The organism is Streptomyces sp. CLCI03 (assembly GCF_053615355.1).
Window position 1 is genome coordinate 2,093,706 of record NZ_CM132132.1, and the last position, 16,561, is coordinate 2,110,266.

Annotated in this window: 14 protein-coding genes; 3 read left to right on the forward strand and 11 right to left on the reverse strand. The window is 72.4% G+C overall.

The window, feature by feature from the left end:
- Nucleotides 1–18 precede the first annotated feature (18 nt).
- Nucleotides 19–528, forward strand: a complete 510-nt coding sequence (locus ACWG52_RS09500; protein WP_453128439.1) for an FBP domain-containing protein — start codon at nucleotides 19–21, stop codon at nucleotides 526–528.
- A gap of 47 nt (nucleotides 529–575) precedes the next feature.
- On the opposite strand, the gene ACWG52_RS09505 is transcribed toward ACWG52_RS09500, so the two are convergent.
- Nucleotides 576–2,129, reverse strand: coding sequence for an MFS transporter (locus ACWG52_RS09505; RefSeq protein WP_453128441.1), 1,554 nt, complete (start codon nucleotides 2,127–2,129; stop codon nucleotides 576–578).
- Nucleotides 2,130–2,212: 83 nt separating this feature from the next.
- Here ACWG52_RS09505 and ACWG52_RS09510 point away from each other — a divergent pair, with 83 nt between their 5' ends.
- A complete protein-coding gene (locus ACWG52_RS09510) occupies nucleotides 2,213–4,270 on the forward strand; it encodes a S9 family peptidase (protein WP_389809414.1) in 2,058 nt (685 codons plus the stop codon).
- 57 nt (nucleotides 4,271–4,327) lie between these two features.
- Here the strand turns inward: ACWG52_RS09510 and ACWG52_RS09515 are convergent, their stop codons facing one another.
- The 6 genes from ACWG52_RS09515 to ACWG52_RS09540 form a co-directional block, all read right to left on the reverse strand.
- Complete coding sequence (locus ACWG52_RS09515) at nucleotides 4,328–4,651, reverse strand: hypothetical protein (RefSeq protein ID WP_389809415.1); 324 nt, start codon at nucleotides 4,649–4,651, stop codon at nucleotides 4,328–4,330.
- A gap of 144 nt (nucleotides 4,652–4,795) precedes the next feature.
- On the reverse strand, nucleotides 4,796–5,776 hold the full coding sequence (locus ACWG52_RS09520) for an ABC transporter ATP-binding protein (protein ID WP_390167559.1): 981 nt from the start codon (nucleotides 5,774–5,776) through the stop codon (nucleotides 4,796–4,798).
- Nucleotides 5,773–6,783, reverse strand: coding sequence for an ABC transporter ATP-binding protein (locus ACWG52_RS09525; RefSeq protein ID WP_375938815.1), 1,011 nt, complete (start codon nucleotides 6,781–6,783; stop codon nucleotides 5,773–5,775). The genes ACWG52_RS09520 and ACWG52_RS09525 overlap by 4 nt, the downstream gene beginning before the upstream one ends.
- The gene (locus ACWG52_RS09530; protein ID WP_453128445.1) at nucleotides 6,783–7,769 is read right to left on the reverse strand and encodes an ABC transporter permease; all 987 of its coding nucleotides are present in this window, start codon (nucleotides 7,767–7,769) and stop codon (nucleotides 6,783–6,785) included. Before ACWG52_RS09530 ends, ACWG52_RS09525 begins: the two co-directional genes overlap by 1 nt.
- Nucleotides 7,766–8,746 carry an ABC transporter permease gene (locus ACWG52_RS09535; protein WP_389809423.1) on the reverse strand — a complete coding sequence of 327 codons (981 nt, stop codon included), beginning with the start codon at nucleotides 8,744–8,746 and terminating at the stop codon, nucleotides 7,766–7,768. The genes ACWG52_RS09530 and ACWG52_RS09535 overlap by 4 nt, the downstream gene beginning before the upstream one ends.
- A gap of 23 nt (nucleotides 8,747–8,769) precedes the next feature.
- A complete protein-coding gene (locus tag ACWG52_RS09540; RefSeq protein WP_453128447.1) occupies nucleotides 8,770–10,512 on the reverse strand; it encodes an ABC transporter substrate-binding protein in 1,743 nt (580 codons plus the stop codon).
- A gap of 97 nt (nucleotides 10,513–10,609) precedes the next feature.
- On the opposite strand from ACWG52_RS09540, the gene ACWG52_RS09545 reads away from it, so the two are divergent.
- Nucleotides 10,610–12,724: a bifunctional metallophosphatase/5'-nucleotidase gene (locus ACWG52_RS09545; protein WP_389809429.1), complete on the forward strand. Its 2,115-nt coding sequence runs from the start codon at nucleotides 10,610–10,612 to the stop codon at nucleotides 12,722–12,724.
- Nucleotides 12,725–12,810: 86 nt separating this feature from the next.
- Here the strand turns inward: ACWG52_RS09545 and ACWG52_RS09550 are convergent, their stop codons facing one another.
- The 4 genes from ACWG52_RS09550 to ACWG52_RS09565 form a co-directional block, all read right to left on the reverse strand.
- Complete coding sequence (locus ACWG52_RS09550) at nucleotides 12,811–13,521, reverse strand: GntR family transcriptional regulator (RefSeq protein ID WP_375938807.1); 711 nt, start codon at nucleotides 13,519–13,521, stop codon at nucleotides 12,811–12,813.
- A gap of 71 nt (nucleotides 13,522–13,592) precedes the next feature.
- Nucleotides 13,593–14,501, reverse strand: a complete 909-nt coding sequence (locus ACWG52_RS09555; RefSeq protein ID WP_390167585.1) for an ornithine cyclodeaminase family protein — start codon at nucleotides 14,499–14,501, stop codon at nucleotides 13,593–13,595.
- Between the two features lie 29 nt (nucleotides 14,502–14,530).
- Nucleotides 14,531–15,550: a proline racemase family protein gene (locus ACWG52_RS09560; protein WP_389809433.1), complete on the reverse strand. Its 1,020-nt coding sequence runs from the start codon at nucleotides 15,548–15,550 to the stop codon at nucleotides 14,531–14,533.
- Nucleotides 15,547–16,551 (reverse strand): proline racemase family protein, encoded by a 1,005-nt coding sequence (locus ACWG52_RS09565; protein WP_390167555.1) that lies wholly within the window; start codon nucleotides 16,549–16,551, stop codon nucleotides 15,547–15,549. The genes ACWG52_RS09560 and ACWG52_RS09565 overlap by 4 nt, the downstream gene beginning before the upstream one ends.
- Between the last annotated feature and the right edge of the window lie 10 nt (nucleotides 16,552–16,561).

Genomic DNA, 16,561 nt, shown 5'->3' on the forward strand with positions numbered 1-16,561 from the left:
GTCGTAGGGTCGATGCCCGTGGAACCACTCACCGAGAAACAGATCCGCTCGTCCTTCGTGAACTGCACCAAGGGCGAGGCGACGCGGCTGCGCCTGCCGCTCGACTTCGCCGAACTGCCCTGGAAGGAACTGGACTTCCTGGGGTGGGTGGACCCGGGAGCGCCCCTACGGGCCCACCTCGTGCTGCCCCGGGCGGACGGGGCCGGTCCGCTGGGGATCTCGCTGCGCGTACCGGCCGTCGGCCGCACCAGCGTGGTGAAGTCCAGCCTGTGTCAGATCTGCCTGACGGGTCACGCCTCGTCCGGGGTCACCCTGCTCGCCGCGCCGCTGGCGGGCGCCCGCGGCCGTGAGGGCAACACGGTCGGCACGTACATCTGCGCGGACCTCGCCTGCCCCCTGTACGTACGCGGCAAGCGCCAGGCGAAGCTGCGCACCGGGCAGTACGAGGAGTCGCTGACGCTCGACGAGCGACTCGCCCGCATGTCCGACAACCTGGACGCCTTCGCCGCTCGGGTCACGGCGGTGTAGCGGCTCGCCCGATCCCCGCCTCTGTCCGAGCCCCCGCCCCCGGGCCCTCAGGTCCGGTCCGCCGCCGGTTTGTGGTTGCCCTGGAGGCGGGCGAGGTCCGAGGGGCGGACCTGGATGACGAACAGCGCGATCAGCGCTCCGACGAGGGTGAACAGGGACGCCACGATGAAGGCGGCGCTGATGCCCGAGGTGAGGACCTGGTCGCCCCACGGTTTCGGGAGTTGCCCGGTGCGCTGGAAGAGGGCCTTCTGCACCGGGCCGGCCGTGCTGAGGAACTCCGGTATCTGCTGCTTGGCCTCGTTGCGGCTCGCCGTGCCGTAGACGGTCACCAGGATCGACAGGCCCAGCGAGCCGCCCACCTGCTGCATCGTGTTCAGCAGGCCGGACGCCGCGCCCGACTCGCGGTCGGAGACGTTCGACAGGGCCATCAGCGTCAGCGAGACGAACTGCAGGCCCATGCCGAGGGCGAAGAGGAGCATCGGGCCCAGGATGCTGCCGAGGTACGTCGAGTCCACGTCGGTCTGCGTCAGCCAGGCGAGGCCTGCCGCCGAGGACAGCGCGCCCGTGACCATGAAGGGCTTGGGTCCGAACTTCGGCAGCAGTTTCGCGGTGATCGCGGCGCCGACCGCGATCACGGCGCTGACCGGCAGGAAGGCGAGGCCGGCCTGGATCGGGCTGAAGCCCAGCACGATCTGCACGAAGAGGGTCAGGAAGAAGAACATGCCGAAGATCGCGCAGGCGAGCATGAGCATGATGCCGTAGGTCCCGGCCCGGTTGCGGTCGGCGAACATGTGCAGCGGGGTGATCGGTTGCGGCGAGCGCCGTTCGTTGAGGATGAAGAGGGTCAGCAGGACCACGGCGGCGCCGAACGAGCCGAGGGTGACGGGGTCGCGCCAACCCTCCTGGGACGCCCGGATGAAGCCGTAGACCAGCGAGACCATGCCCAGGGTGGACAGCAGCGCGCCCGCGAGGTCGAAGTGTCCCGGGTGGCGTTCGGACTCGCGCAGGACCTTCGTGGCCAGCACCGCGATCACGATGGCGATGGGGACGTTGACGAAGAGCACCCAGCGCCAGTCGAGCCATTCGACGAGGATGCCGCCCGCGAGGAGGCCGATCGCACCGCCGGCGGCCGAGACTCCGGCGAACACGCCGAACGCCCGGTTGCGGGCCGGGCCTTCGCGGAAGGTGGTGGTGATCAGGGCGAGGGAGGTCGGCGAGGCGATGGCGCCGCCGACGCCTTGGAGGGCCCGTGCGGCCATCAGCTGGCCCTCGTTCTGGGCGAGTCCGCCGAGGAGCGAGGCGAGCCCGAAGAGCAGGACTCCGAAAATGAAGACGCGTTTGCGGCCGAGGATGTCGCCGATGCGGCCGCCGAGGAGCAGCAGGCCGCCGAACGCGAGGGTGTAGGCGTTGACGACCCAGGAAAGGCTCTCGGTCGAGAATCCGAGAGCGGTCTGGATGTGTGGCAGCGCGATGTTCACGATCGTGATGTCGAGAACCACCATGAGTTGGCAGGAGGCGATCACGAACAGGGCGAGTCCGCTGCCGCTTCCCCGGACCTTGCCTTCGGTCCCGCTGTTGCTCGGCGTTGGGGTCGGATCCACCTTTTCGACGCTAAGCCCGCGCCTCTGGGGCCACCACTCGAACAGCCTAGTAGTGGTGACATTTCACATGTCACACTACGATCATGGATGACTTCCTCAGGCTCTCCGCGAGCACGGCCCGCTTCACCTACGGCGCCCCGCGCGCCTTCTCCTTCGGGGACGACGGCCGACTGCTCTGGTTCCTCCGGTCGACGGGCCCCACCGACGCCTTCGACTCGCTCTGGGTACTGGACACCACCACCGGCGCCGAGACCCGGCTCGCCGATCCCCGCGAGCTGTGCCCCGAGCCCGGCCCCCTCCCCGTGGCCGAACGCCGGCTGCGCGAGCGGACCCGGCTCGTCGCCGCCGGCATCGGCTCGTACGCCCTGTCCGGCGACGGCCTGCACGCCGTCTTCGCACTGTACGGGCGGCTCTTCGAGGTCGCCGCGGGCCGCGCCGGCAACCCCAAGGAGATCCCGGCCGCCGGGCCCGCGCTGGACCCGCGACCCAACGCCGACGGCTCGCGCACCGCGTACGTCGCCGACGACGTCCTGTACGTCGCCCCGGGCGGCCGGATCAGCCCCGACGACGGGGCCCGCTGGGGCCTCGCCGAATTCGCCGCCGCCGAGGAGCTGGGCCGCACCCGGGGCCACTGGTGGTCCCCGGACGGGGTCACCCTGCTGGCCGCCCGCGTCGACGAATCCGCGCTCCAGCGACGCTGGTTCGCCGACCCGGCGCACCCGGAGCTGCCGGCCGAGGACTTCGCCTACCCCGAGGCGGGCGGGCCCAACGCCGACGTCCAGCTGTGGGTGCTCGGCGCCGGCGGCACCCGGATACGGCTCGACTGGGACGCCGACACCTATCCGTACGTCTCCGACGCGGGCTGGGAGTCCGCCACCGAGATCCTGCTGACCGTCCAGGACCGGCTCCAGCGATGCGTCCTGCTGCTCTCCGCCGATCCGGCCACCGGCCGCACCCGGGAACTGTCCCGCACCACGCATCCGCAGTGGGTGGACCCGCTGGTCCCCGGCACCCCGACCCGCCTCGCCGACGGGCGGATGCTGACCTCGGCCGACACCCCGAACGGCGCCGCCCGCGCCCTCGCGGTGGACGGCGCGCTCCTCACCGGGGACGGGATCCAGGTCCGCGCCGTGGCCGGGGTCCACGAGGGCCGACTGCTGATCGAGGCGGGCCTGCGCGACCCGTCCGAGCAGCAGGTGCTGCTGCTGGACCCGGACACCGGGGAACTGACCCCGGTCGCCGACGGGCCGGGTGTGCACACCGTGTCCGCGTCGGCCGGCACCCTGCTGCTGACCACCGCCGACGCCGACGGGGTACGGCGCACCGTACGCACCCCCGACGGGCGGGAGTCCACCCCCGCCGACCTGTCCGAGCCGCTGCCCTACCGGGTGGACGCCGTCCTGGAACGGGTCACCGAGCGCGGCATCCCCACCGCCCTCGTGCTGCCCCGCGACCACGTCCCCGGCCGGCGGCTGCCCGTCCTGGTCGACGGCTACGGCGGCCCCGGCATGCAGGACATCACCGCCGACCAGCGCCGCCGCCAGCACCGCCAGTGGTGGGCCGACCAGGGCTTCGCCGTGGTCACCATCGACAACCGCGGGACCCCGTACGTCTCCCCCGCCTACACGCACGCCATGTACCGGGGCTTCTCCGAGGTCACCCTCGACGACCAGGTCGCGGCGCTGCACGCGCTCGCCGCCCGCCACACCGACCTCGACCTCGGCCGGGTCGGGGTGCGCGGCTGGTCCTACGGGGGCTACCTCTCGGCCATGGCGGTGCTGCGCCGCCCGGACGTCTTCCACGCGGCGGCCGCCGGCGCCGCGCCGACCGACTTCCGGCACTACGACACGGCGTACACCGAGCGGTACCTGGGCCTCCCGCAGGAGCACCCGGACGTCTACGAGCGGGACTCCCTCATCCCCGACGCCCCGAAACTGACCCGCCCCTTGCTGCTGATCACGGGCCTGGCCGACGACAACGTCCACCCGTCCCACACCCTGCGGCTGTCGCAGGCGCTGACGGACGCGGGCCGCCCGCACCAGCTCCTGGCCCTCCCCGGGGTCACCCACATGACCCCGGGCGGCACCCGGGAGAAGCTGATGGCGCTGGAGCTGGAGTTCTTCCGCCGGGAACTGGCCTGAGCACGGGCCCTGCACGCCCCGCCGGCGCTCGCCGGCGGGGCGTGCCCGGTCGGCCGGTCAGGGCTGCGGGGCGAAGACCATCCGGCCCAGCGCGGTGAGCACCAGGGCCGTCACGGGCGCGTACCACCAACGGCTCAGGCGGCCCGTGTTCACGCAGGCCGCCGTGACCGCGACGGCCAACAGCTCCACCGCCAGGCCGAGCCCGGCCATCAGACGGGCGGTCTGCGTCACGGACCGGTCCCATGGCCCCTCGGACTCGGTGAGCAGCGCATTGAGAACGAAGAAGCCCGCCACGGCGTGCAGCAGCGACACGAGGACCGCCGACGCGACCGTCACCACCGTCCCGCGCCGGATGTTCCCCGATATCCCCTGGTCGGCCATGCGGCGCGCGCCTCGCTTCCTCGATGTCGTTCTCGGGAGCGTAGCCGAGCATCCTTGCGGGGGCGGATGGGGCGATAGCGGCGTACGGCGGTGCCCCGGGGACGCCTTTGTCCCCGGGGCACCGCCGCTTCCCTTGGGTCCCCGTCAGTCACCAGGGAAGTGGCAGGCCACCTCGCGGGAGGCGGCGGGGCGCAGGAGCGGGCGGTCGGTGCGGCAGATCTGCTGCGCCTTGGGGCAGCGCGGATGGAAGGTGCAGCCCGGAGGTGGAGCGGCCGGGCTCGGCGGGTCGCCGAGCAGCACGATCCGCTCCCGCCGCCGTTCCGCCGCCGGGTCGGGCAGCGGGACGGCGGACAGCAGCGCCCGGGTGTACGGGTGCTGCGGGTTCTCGTAGAGGGACTTCTTGTCCCCGATCTCGACGATCCTGCCGAGGTACATGACGGCGACCCGGTCGCTGACCCGCTTGACCACCGACAGGTCGTGCGCGATGAACACGTAGGCGAGGCCCAGTTCGGCCCGTAGCCGTTCCATCAGGTTGACGATCTGCGCCTGCACGGAGACGTCCAGCGCGGAGACCGGCTCGTCGGCGACGATCAGGCGGGGGCTGGTGGACAGCGAGCGGGCGATGCCGATGCGCTGGGCCTGGCCGCCGGAGAACTCGTGCGGGTAGCGGTCGATGTGCTCCGGGATCAGTCCGACGAGCTCCATCAGGTCGGCGGCCCGACGGCGGGCGTCCCCCGCGCTCCAGCCCTGCACCAGCAGCGGGTCGGAGATGATCCGGGCCACGGTCTGGCGCGGGTTGAGGGAGGAGTGCGGGTCCTGGAAGACCATCTGGATGTGCTTGCGCAGCGGGCGCATGGCGGACGGCGAGAGGCGGCTGATGTCCTTGCCGTCGAAGGCGACCCGGCCGGCGGTGGGCTCCAGCAGCCGTACCAGCATCCGGCCGGTGGTGGACTTCCCGCAGCCCGACTCCCCGACCAGGCCCAGGGTCTGCCCGGCCGCCAGGTCGAAGGAGACCCCGTCGACGGCGCGCACGGGCGCCCCCCGGCGCCCGGTCACGGATCGTCGACCGGGGAAGGTCATGGTGAGGTCCTGTACGGACAGCAGGGGCGTGGCGGTCTCGGTCATCGGGCCGCCTCCTGGGCGGTGCGGTCCCCGGCGAAGTGGCAGGCCACGGTCCGCTCGGGGCCGTCCCCGTACGCCGCCGGCTCCGGCCGTACGTCGACGCAGCGCGCGGCGGCCCGCGGACAGCGCGGGGCGAAGGCGCAGCCGGGGGCGGGTGCGAGCAGGGAGGGCGGGGAGCCGGGGATGAAGGGCAGGGGGACGTCGTCGGCGGTGTCGAGGCGGGGCAGCGAGTCGAGCAGGCCCCGGGTGTAGGGGTGGGCGGGGTCGGCGAACAGGTCGTCGGCCGGGGCCTGTTCGGCGGCGCGGCCGCCGTACATGACGAGCACCTCGTGGGCGACGCGGGCGACGACACCCAGGTCGTGGGTGATCATCACGACGCCGAGTCCGCGTTCCTGCTGGAGCCGGGCGATCAGTTCCAGGATCTGGGCCTGCACGGTGACGTCCAGGGCGGTGGTCGGCTCGTCGGCGATCAGCAGGTCGGGTTCGCAGGCCAGGGCCATGGCGATCATGGCGCGCTGGCGCATGCCGCCGGAGAACTGGTGCGGGTACTCCCCGGCGCGGCGGGCCGGTTCGGGGATGCCGACCTCGCCGAGCATGTCGACGGCGCGTTTGCGGGCGGCGGCCCGGCCGGCCTTGAAGTGCACCCGGAAGTGCTCGGCGATCTGCTCGCCGACCGTGTAGTAGGGGTGCAGGCTGGAGAGCGGGTCCTGGAAGATCATGGCCATCCTGCGGCCGCGGACCTTGGACAGTTCGCGTTCCGGTAGTCCGGTCAGCTCCCGTCCGGCCAGCGCCACGGAGCCGCTGACCTCGACGGGGCCGCGGTGCAGGCCCATGACGGCGAGCGAGGTGACGGACTTGCCGGAGCCGGACTCGCCGACGATGCCGAGGGTGCGGCCGGCCTCGACGGTGAAGCCGATCGAGTCGACGGCCCGTACGGTCCCCCGCCCGGTGGTGAAGGTGACGCGCAGATCGCGTACGGCGAGGAGCGGAGCGGCGGTGTCGGCTGCCATCAGTACCTCACTCTCGGGTCGATGACGGCGTACAGGAGGTCGACGAGGAGGTTGGCGACGACGATGAAGAAGGCGGCGAGCAGGGTGACGCCGAGGACCACGGGCTGGTCGGAGTTGACCAGGGCGCCGTAGAACAGCCGCCCGATGCCGGGGAGTCCGAAGATGGACTCGGTGATGACGGCGCCGGCGAGCAGTCCGCCGAGGTCCATGCCGAAGATCGTGAGGATCGGGGTCATGCCGGAGCGCAGCCCGTGTTTGACGACGACCGTGCGCTCGGGCATGCCCTTGGCGCGGGCGGTACGGATGTACGGCTCGGCCATCGCCTCGATCATCGAGCCGCGGCTCTGGCGGGCGTACATGGCGGCGTAGAGCAGGGCGAGGGCGATCCAGGGCAGGATCAGGTTGGTGGCCCAGGCGAGCGGGTCCTCGCCGAAGGCCTGGTAGGTGGGATAGGGCAGGAGGCCGGCGACGCGGATGACGCCGTAGATGAGCATCACGGAGGTGAAGTACACGGGCAGGGAGGCCGCGGCGACGGCGCCGACCATCAGGGCCTTGTCGGTGGCGGTGTCCTTGCGCAGGGCGGCGGTGACCCCGGCGCCGAGCCCGAGGAGCAGCCACAGCACGGCGGCGCCGACGGCGAGGGAGGCGGAGACCGGGAGTCGGTCCATCAGCAGGTCCCACACGGGCAGCGAGTTCTCGTAGCTGTAGCCCAGGCAGGGGAAGTCGCAGTCGACGGCGTACTGGCCGGTACCGAGGGTGCGGCCGGTGAAGATGCCGGTGAGGTAGTCGGTGAACTGCCGCCACAGGGGCTGGTCGAGGCCCAGGTACGTGCGTACGTCGGCCAGTCGCTCGGCGCTGCAGGTCTTGCCGCAGGCGGCCGCGGCCGGGTCGGACGGCAGCACGTAGAAGATGAGGAAGGTGACGGCGGCGATGGCGAGGAGCACGCCGCCGAGGGCGAGCAGCCGGCGGGCGAAGTAGAGGATCAACTGCGGCCGCCCCTCGGGTCGAGGATGTCGCGCAGGGCGTCGCCGAGCAGGGTGAAGGCGAGCACGGCGAGGAAGAGGAAGACGCTGGGGATGACGAAGTACATGGGGTCGGTCTCGTAGTAGGCCACGGACTCGGCGATCATCTGGCCCCAGGAGGGGGTGGGCGGGCGGACGCCGACGCCGAGGTAGCTGAGGGCGGCCTCGGTGCTGATCATTCCGGGGATCAGCAGGGTGGTGTAGGCGATGACCGGTCCGGAGACGCCCGGGAGGATGTCGCGGGTCAGGATCCGCCAGGGGCCGGAGCCGCCGACGCGGGCGGCGTCGACGTACTCGCGGTGTTTGAGGGAGAGGGTCTGGCCGCGGACCACGCGGGCGACGCCGGGCCAGCCGAAGACCCCGATGACGGTGGTCATGAGGACGATCCGGTTGACGTCCTTGGCCACGGACAGCATCGCGATCATGAAGATCAGCGAGGGGAAGGACATGGTCAGGTCCATGAGCCGGGACAGGATCGTGTCGGTGCGGCCGCCGAAGTAGCCGGCGGCGATCCCGGCGGCGGTACCGGCGACGACCACGATGGCGGTGGCGGCGAAGGCGATCAGGAGGGAGACCTGGGCGCCGTTGATCACGCGGGCGAACAGGTCGCGGCCGGTGACGGGTTCGACTCCGAGCCAGTGTTCGGGGCTGATCCCGCCGAGGGCGCCGAGCGGCTGGCCCCCGAGGTAGGGGTCGACGGCGGTCTTGTCGAACTCGTTCGGGGACCAGCCGCCGAGGGCGCCCAGCCAAGGGGCGGTGACGGCCATGAGGACGAAGAGGAGGACGACGCAGAGGCTGACGCGGACGGCGGGGCGGCGGCGGAGCTCCCGCCGGGCGAGCTGCCAGGGGCTGCTCCCCGGGGGGACCTCCTTCGCCTCCCGGCCGGCCGGGCCGGGCGCGGCGGAGGTGTCCGACGCGGCGGTGGACGGGGTGGTGGTCATGGCTGCGGGGATCTCTCGGGACCTCAGCCCTGGCTCTTCGCGGGGTCCTTGAGGCCGACGGTCCCGTAGTCGATGGTGCCGGTCCACACGGGGTGGCCGAAGGCGCCGGCGATGTTGGTGCCGACGAGGAGCGGCTTGCGCTCCAGGAGGAGCGGGACGTTCGGGGACTTGGCCATCAGGGCGGCGTCGAGGTCGATCCAGGCCTGGTTGGCCTCCTTGGCGTCGGCCATGGCGTTGATCTCGTCGATCCGCTTCATGGTCGCCTCGTCGCGGAACTGGCTGTAGTTGCCCTGGTTGCCCTTCTCCTTGATGGTGCGTCCGTCGAAGACGAACGGGATCCAGGTGGAGCCGGAGGGGTAGTCGGGGCACCAGCCGGTGAGGGTCATGTCGGGGGTGGTGGAGAGGTCGCCGATGACGTCGTAGTAGGCGCCCGGGTCGACGGTGTCGATGACGACCTCGATGCCGGCGCGGGACAGGCCCTGCTGGATGGCCTCCGCCTTGCCCTTGTCGCCGGTGGAGACCGAGAGGGACACCTTGAGGGTCTCCTTGCCGGCGACCTTGAGGAGTTCCTTGGCCTTGGCCGGGTCGCCGGCCGGGGCGATCTTCAGGACGTCGGCCTGCTTGCCGCCGGAGAGGGCCGGGGGAAGGTAGGCGGTGGCGATCTCGTTGAGGGCCGGGCCGCCGCCCGCGGTGATGACGGCTTCCTTGTCGACGGCGTACTGCATGGCCTCGCGGACCTTCGGGTCGTCGAAGGGGGCGCGGGAGTTGTTCAGGTGGAGCATCTCCGTGCAGCCCTGGGACTCGGCGAGCAGCCGGGCCTTGATCTCCGGCTTGGGCAGCACCTTGGGGGCGCTCTCGGGCCGCATGTCGGCGTACTGGACGGTGGAGGCGTCGGCGCCCTCGCCGGCGATGATCCGGTCGTCGATCTGGCCGCCCTTGAGGCCCATGACGACGACGAACTTGTCGGGGTAGGCCTTGCGGACGGTGTCGGTGCCCGGGTCCCAGTGCTCGTTGCGGACGAGGACCAGCTTCTTGTCGCGGTCGTACGACTCGATCTTGTACGGGCCGGAGGAGAACGGGCGGGCGTCGTACTGGGTGCCCTTCTCCTGGGCCTGGGGCACGGGGGCGAAGGTCGGCAGGGTGGCGGTCGCGGAGAACTCGGCGACCGGGCGCTTCAGTTCGAAGACGATCGTGCGGTCGTCGGGGGTCTTGACGGAGTCCAGGTGCTGTCCCTGGAGCGGACCCTTGTAGCCCTCGGTCCCGGCCAGGTACTGGGCGGCGTAGTCGGGGCCGCCGGTGAGGTCGGGGCTGAAGGAGCGCTCGACGTTGTACTTGATGTCCTGCGCCTTGACCGGGCTGCCGTCCTCGTACTTCACGCCCTCCTTGAGGGTGAAGGTCCAGGTGCGGCCGCCGTCGGAGGAGGTGCCGAGGTCGGTGGCGAGGTCGGGGACCAGCTCGCTGCCGGCCTTGCCGGGCTCGGCCTTGAAGGTGACGAGCGTGCGGTAGAGCAGCCGGGTGCCGAAGTCCATGGTCGGCATGGTCCAGTTGCGGGCGGGGTCGAGGTGCGCGAAGTCCTGGTTGGACAGGACGGTGAGCGTACCGCCCTTGACCGGGGTCCCGCCGAGGATCTTGCCGTCGTTGGCGGCGGCGGGGTTGGAACCGCCCGAGCCGGCGGAGCCCTTCTTGGTGTCGGAGCAGCCCGAGGCGCCGAGTGCGAGAGCTGCCACCAGGGCGGTGGCGAGGGCGAGTTGGGTGCGCTTGGTCATGGGTCACTCCAGTGAAGGGCCGCGCTCTAGGATGTGACCGGTAACATAGTAATGTGAAATTGCACTGACAAGGGGTGGGAGCCGCCGTTATCCAGCCGTGTCCAAAACGGCCGGGCGGCGCGTCGCCGCGACAGCCCACCCGGCGGGCGAGAACATGCCCGATGTGATCACCACGGCCAAGGCCACGCAGTGGAACAGGAGTTCGGGGCGGCGGGACACGGCGCGAGGGCAGCCGGGGCTGCGGGAGCCCGGACGGCGCGAGCCCGGACGGCGGGAGTTCCTCACCGCGGTGGGGGCCGTGGCGGCGACCTTCGCGCTCGGGGTCCCCGCACGGGCCACCGACGCCGCCCGGGACGCCGCCACGGCCGTCGAGTACGTCGATGTCCAGCTCCTCGACATCACCGACCTGCACGGCTTCCTGCAGGGCGCACCCGGCAGCAACTCCGTCATCGTCGGCAACGGCGGCATCGGCTACACCGTGGGCGGTGTCGCGTACATGGCCGCGCACCTCGAACGGCTCCGCGACGGGCGCGCCAACTCCCTCTTCTTCACCCCCGGAGACGCCTTCTCCGGCTGGGAGTTCGACGCCGCGGCCTTCGCCGACGAGCCGACGATCGAGGCCCTGAACCGCATGGGGCTCGACTTCGCGACGGCCGGCAACCACGAGTTCGACAAGTCGCCCGCCATGCTCCAGCGCCACATGGAGCAGGGCATCCCCTTCCCGGTCGAGGGCCGCGACACCTCCTTCACCGACTCCGCCGGCCTGCGCTTCCACGGCGCCGACTTCCGCTACTACAGCGCCAACCTCGTCCGCGGCCAGGACGGGCGGACGGTCCTGCCCGCCTACAACATCGAGTGGGTACGCACCGCCGACGGCCGGGAGCTGCCCATCGGGTTCATCCACCTCACCGCCGTGGGCAGCGAACGCTTCCCCGGCTCCTACCAGCCGGGCCTCGCCACCCTCGACGACGTCGCCACCGCCGACCACTACGCCGCGCTGCTCAAGAGCCAGGGGGTGAACGCGATCGTGCTCAGCCTGCACGACGGGGCGGTGGCGGGAGCCGACTTCAACAGCGGCGTCGACCCTTCGGGGCCGGCCCTCGACCTCGCGCTGCGGGTCTCCCCGGACATCGACGCGATCGTCACCGGGCACTGGCACACCCGGTTCAACATGATGATCCCCGACCCGAACGGCGTCCCCCGCCCGTTCGTCGAGGCCGGCTGCTACGGCCAGGTCATCAACGAGATCAACCTACGGCTCGACCCGCTCACCGGCCGGGTGATCCGGGAACTGACCGTCTCCACCAATCACCCCAACACCCGTGACATCGCACCTCACCCGGAGCTGCGGGAGGTCGTCACCTACTGGGCGGGGCAGGCGGCCGCGCGCGACCGGACCTCGATCGGACGGCAGACCGGCTCGTTCCTGCGCACCCGGAACACGGCCGGCGAGAGCACCATGGGCAACCTGGCCGCCGACTGGGCGCTGTGGGCGGGCAGCAGACCCACCGATCCCGAGAACGACGCCAACATCCACCCGAACGTCCCGGCCGAGCTCGCCGTGGTCGCCGCGGCGCCCCGGGTCGGTCAGGCGATCATCGCCGGTGACCTCGTCCTCGACCCGGCCTCGGGCGGCGCCGTCACCTTCGGCAGTGCCTGGCGGGCCGTCGGGTTCGGCGATCCGATCGTCAGCGCGTGGGTCGGCGGACAGCGGATCCACGACGCGTTGGAGGAGCAGTGGACGACGACGGAGGCCGGCGAACTGCGCTTCGCGCCGCTCGCCGTCTCCCGGAACGTGCGCTACAGCTTCGACGCCCGGGGCCCGGTCGGCGACCGGGTGGACCCCGCCGACGTCTTCGTCGACGGGGTCGCCCTGGACCTCGGCCGCCGCTACCGGCTCGCGGCACCCTCGTACACGCTCCTCGCGAGCGACGGCTATCCGGCCCTCTCCGAGTTCGAGGAGCCCTACCGCCACCAGCGGGACTTCGAGAGCTTCGTGGCGTACGTGCGGGAGACGGCGGTGCTCTCCCCGCAGCCCCGGGGGCGGGTCACGGCGGCGGCCGCGAGCAGCACCGCGGGCGAGGTGGGCACCGTGGTGGACCCGCCGGTGCTGCTCCTGCCCGACGGCACGCCGGTCCCGCGCCCGGAGGCGGCGATCATCTCGGCGGACCGCCCGCAGGCGAACCGCGACGCGGGCCGCGCGCCCTGCTGATCCGCGGCCGGGCGTACGGACGGAAGCGGCGTCCACCCAGGGGCCGGCGGGGTGTCGCGGCCAGGGCCTGATCCGAAAGACAGGCCCTAAAGGCCGGAGCCGAGGACCCCCGGGGTGCGGCCGACCGGTTCGTCGCGGCCCTGGGCCCAGAGGGAGCGCACGTGGCCGAGGTGGCGGAGCATGCACTCCTGCGCCGCCTCGGCGTCGCCGCTCAGCATCAGGTCGAGCAGCTCGATGTGTTCCTCCGCCGAGGAGACCAGCTTGCCGGCCTCGTCCAGGCCGGTCAGGCCGTAGAGCCGGGACCGCTTGCGCAGGTCACCGACCGTCTCCACCAGCCGGTCGTTGCCCGCGAGGGCCAACAGGGAGAGGTGGAAGCGGCGGTCGGCCTCCAGGTAGCCGATGAGGTTGTGCTCCCGCGCGCTGGTGACGATCTCCTCGGCGATGGGGCGCAGCGCCTCCAGCTGCTCGGCGGTGGCGATCTTCGTGATCCGGCCGATGGTCGGCACCTCGATCATCGTGCGCAGTTCGGTGAACTGGTCCAGGTCGCGCTCGCTGACCTCGGTGATCCGGAAGCCCTTGTTGCGGACCGGTTCGACCAGCCCTTCCCGGGCCAGGTCGAGCATGGCCTCGCGGACGGGGGTGGCCGAGACGCCGAGTTCGGCCGCGAGGCCCGGTGCGGAGTAGACGCTGCCGGGGCGCAGCTCACCCGCTATCAGCGCGGCCCGTAGGGCGTGGCCGACCTGGTCGCGGAGGCGTTCCTGGGCCTTGATGAGACTGTGCTGCTTCAGGTCACCCATTGCTTTTCCTCCGAGACCCCCGTACACCACCGACGAGGAGAGCAACAGCGTACAATGTCACGTTGCGCTGCTCACACTCCGGTGGCCTCGTACAGCGCGACCGCCACAGCGAGATCTTCCCAGGCCATGCCCACACTCTTGAAGAGCTGTGGACAACTCCGCGGCCCGCCCGCCGGGATCCGCCCGCCGACGAGGTCGGCGAGGGTGCCGCTGATGTGGCCGGGTCCGATGGCCCCCTCGGCCTCCGGGACCAGGAGGTCCCCCGCCTCGCGCAGGGCCGCCGCCCGGGACTCCACGTACACCGCCGCCCGTCGCACAAGGGCGGTGTCCGTCTCCCGGGCCGTCGGCTCGTGCGAGCCGACCGCGACGACGGTGGCGCCCGGCCCGACCAGACGCCCGTCGAAGAGCGGCTCCCGGGCCGTGGTGCAGCAGATCACCAGATCGGCGTCGGCCACCTCCTTCGGGGTGCCGGTCCGGGCGGCCGGGCCCAGGGTGCGGGCGTACCCGGCGAGCTCCCGCGCCCGCCCCTGGTCCCGGGCGACCACCACCACCTCGACCAGCTCCCGTACGGCCAGGGTCGCTTCCAGGTGCCCGTACGCCTGCGGCCCCGAGCCGAAGAGCACCAGGCGCAACGGGCGACCGGTCGGCGCCAGGTGACGCAGCGCCAACGCGGAGACCGCCGGGGTGCGCAGGGTGGTCAGCGCCGCGCCGTCGAGCAGGGCCAGCGGGCGCAGGGTGGGCCCGTCCAGCAGGAGGTAGGAGCCGGTGATCCGGGGCAGTCCGCGGGCCGGGTTGCCCGGCGCGACCCCGGCGATCTTCACCCCGGCGTACGTGCCGGACGCCGCCGGCATCAGCAGCAGTTCGCCCCCGCCGGGCACCTCGATCGCGGAACGCGGCGGGCAGCTCTCCGGGTCGAGGCCGCCGAGCAGGGCGGCGGCCACGGCGTCGGCGGCCGCCGCCGGACCGATCAGGCCGGCCATCCGGTCGGCGGCGAGCTGGGGGATGCCCGTCACAGCAGGAATCCGGTACCGAGCGCGTCGTGCGGGTCGACCACGAAGGCGTGTTCGCCGGTGCGGTGGGCGGTGCCGGTGACCTCGGTGACCCCGCCGGCCGCCATCCGCCCGGTGAACACCGTGCCGGTGACGGACTCGTGCAGCAGGTCCTCCCCCGGGCCGAGCCGCCCGTCCTGCGCCAGCAGCGCGAGCCGCGTCGAGGTTCCGGAGCCGCAGGGCGAGCGGTCGATCTGCCCGTCGGCGAACACGGTGACGTTGCGCTGGTGCGGTCCGAAGGGGGTGTCGGGCAGCTCCTCGTACAGAATCACCCCGTAGACGCCGGAGAGCAGCGGGCCGTCCGGGTGCCAGGTGGCGGGGTGGGTGGCCAGCGCCGCCCGGACCTCCTGTCCGGCCCGTACCAGGGCGGGCAGCGCCGCCCGGGACACGTCCAGGCCGAGGTCGCGCGCGCGGACGGAGGCGTAACAGGCCCCGGCGTACGCGATGTCCACCTCGGCGAGCCCGACGGAGGTCGCGACGGGCACCTTGCGCGCGCCCACCACCGCCGGGACGTTGCGGAAGGTGACCCCGGTGGTGCGGCCCCCGGCCCGGTGGACGGTGGCGGTGACCCGCCCGGACGGTACGTCGACGCGCACCGGGACGTCCCCGTCGTCCGGGGCGGCGACCCGGCCGGTGTCCACGGCCCAGGCCCCGAGCGCCATGGTGCCGTGGCCGCAGGCGGTGGAGTAGCCGTCCTTGTGCCAGAACAGCACGCCGAAGTGGGCGCCGTCGTCGTCGGCCGGGACCACGAACCCCCCGTACATCCCGGCGTGCCCGCGCGGCTCCTGCACGAGCAGGCGCCGTACGTCGTCCAGCGCGCCCCGGCGCGGAGCGGTTCCGGAGCCTCCCGGGCCGATGACCGTGGCGCAGCGCTCGGCGACGGTGTCCCCGGGGACCGGTGGCATGCCCGGCGCGGCGCTGTCGACGATCCGGAAGGGCTCGCCGGCGGTGTGGTAGTCCACCGTGCGGACGGTGATCACAGCAGGAACCCTCCGGGGAAGGGGTCGGTCGGGTCGAGGAAGTACTGGGCGGTTCCGGTGATCCAGGCCCGGCCCGTGACGGTGGGGATCACGGCCGGGAGCCCGCCGACGGTGGTCTCCGCGACCAGCCGGCCGGTGAACTCGGTGCCGATGAAGGACTCGTTGACGAAGTCCGTGTCGAGTTCCAGCAGGCCACGGGCGTGCAGCTGGGCCATCCTGGCGCTGGTCCCCGTACCGCAGGGCGAGCGGTCGAACCAGCCGGGGTGGATGGCCATGGCGTGCCGGGAGCGGTGGGCGTCGGAGCCGGGGGCGGCGAGGTAGACGTGCTTGACCCCGGCGATGGAGGGGTTCTCGGGATGGACGGGCCGGTCCGGGCCCGCGTTGATCGCGTCCATGACGGCCAGCCCGGCGGCGAGCAGGTCGTCCTTGCGGGCGCGGTCGAAGGGCAGTCCCAGGGCATCGAGTTCGACGAAGGCGTAGAAGTTGCCGCCGTAGGCCAGGTCGTAGGTGACCGTGCCGAGGCCGGGCACGTCGGCCTTGAGGTCGAGGCCGACGCCGAAGGAGGGCACGTTGGTGAGGGTGACGGCGGTGGCCGCCCCGTCCTCGACGCGGACGTCGACGCTCACGAGCCCGGCCGGGGTGTCGAGCCGGACGGTGGTGATCGGCTCGACGACCGGGACCATGCCGGTCTCGACGAGGACGGTGGCGACCCCGATGGTGCCGTGCCCGCACATGGGGAGCAGGCCCGACACCTCGATGTAGAGGACGCCGTAGTCGGCGTCCGGGCGGGTCGGGGGCTGCAGGATGGCGCCGCTCATCGCGGAGTGCCCGCGCGGCTCGTACATGAGCAGGGTCCGGACGTGGTCCATGTGCTCGATGAAGTGGAGCCGCCTCTCGGCCATGGTGGCGCCGGGGATCACCCCGACTCCCCCGGTGATGACCCGGGTCGGCATGCCCTCGGTGTGCGAGTCCACCGCGTGGTAGACGTGACGCGTGCGCATGTGCGGTCCC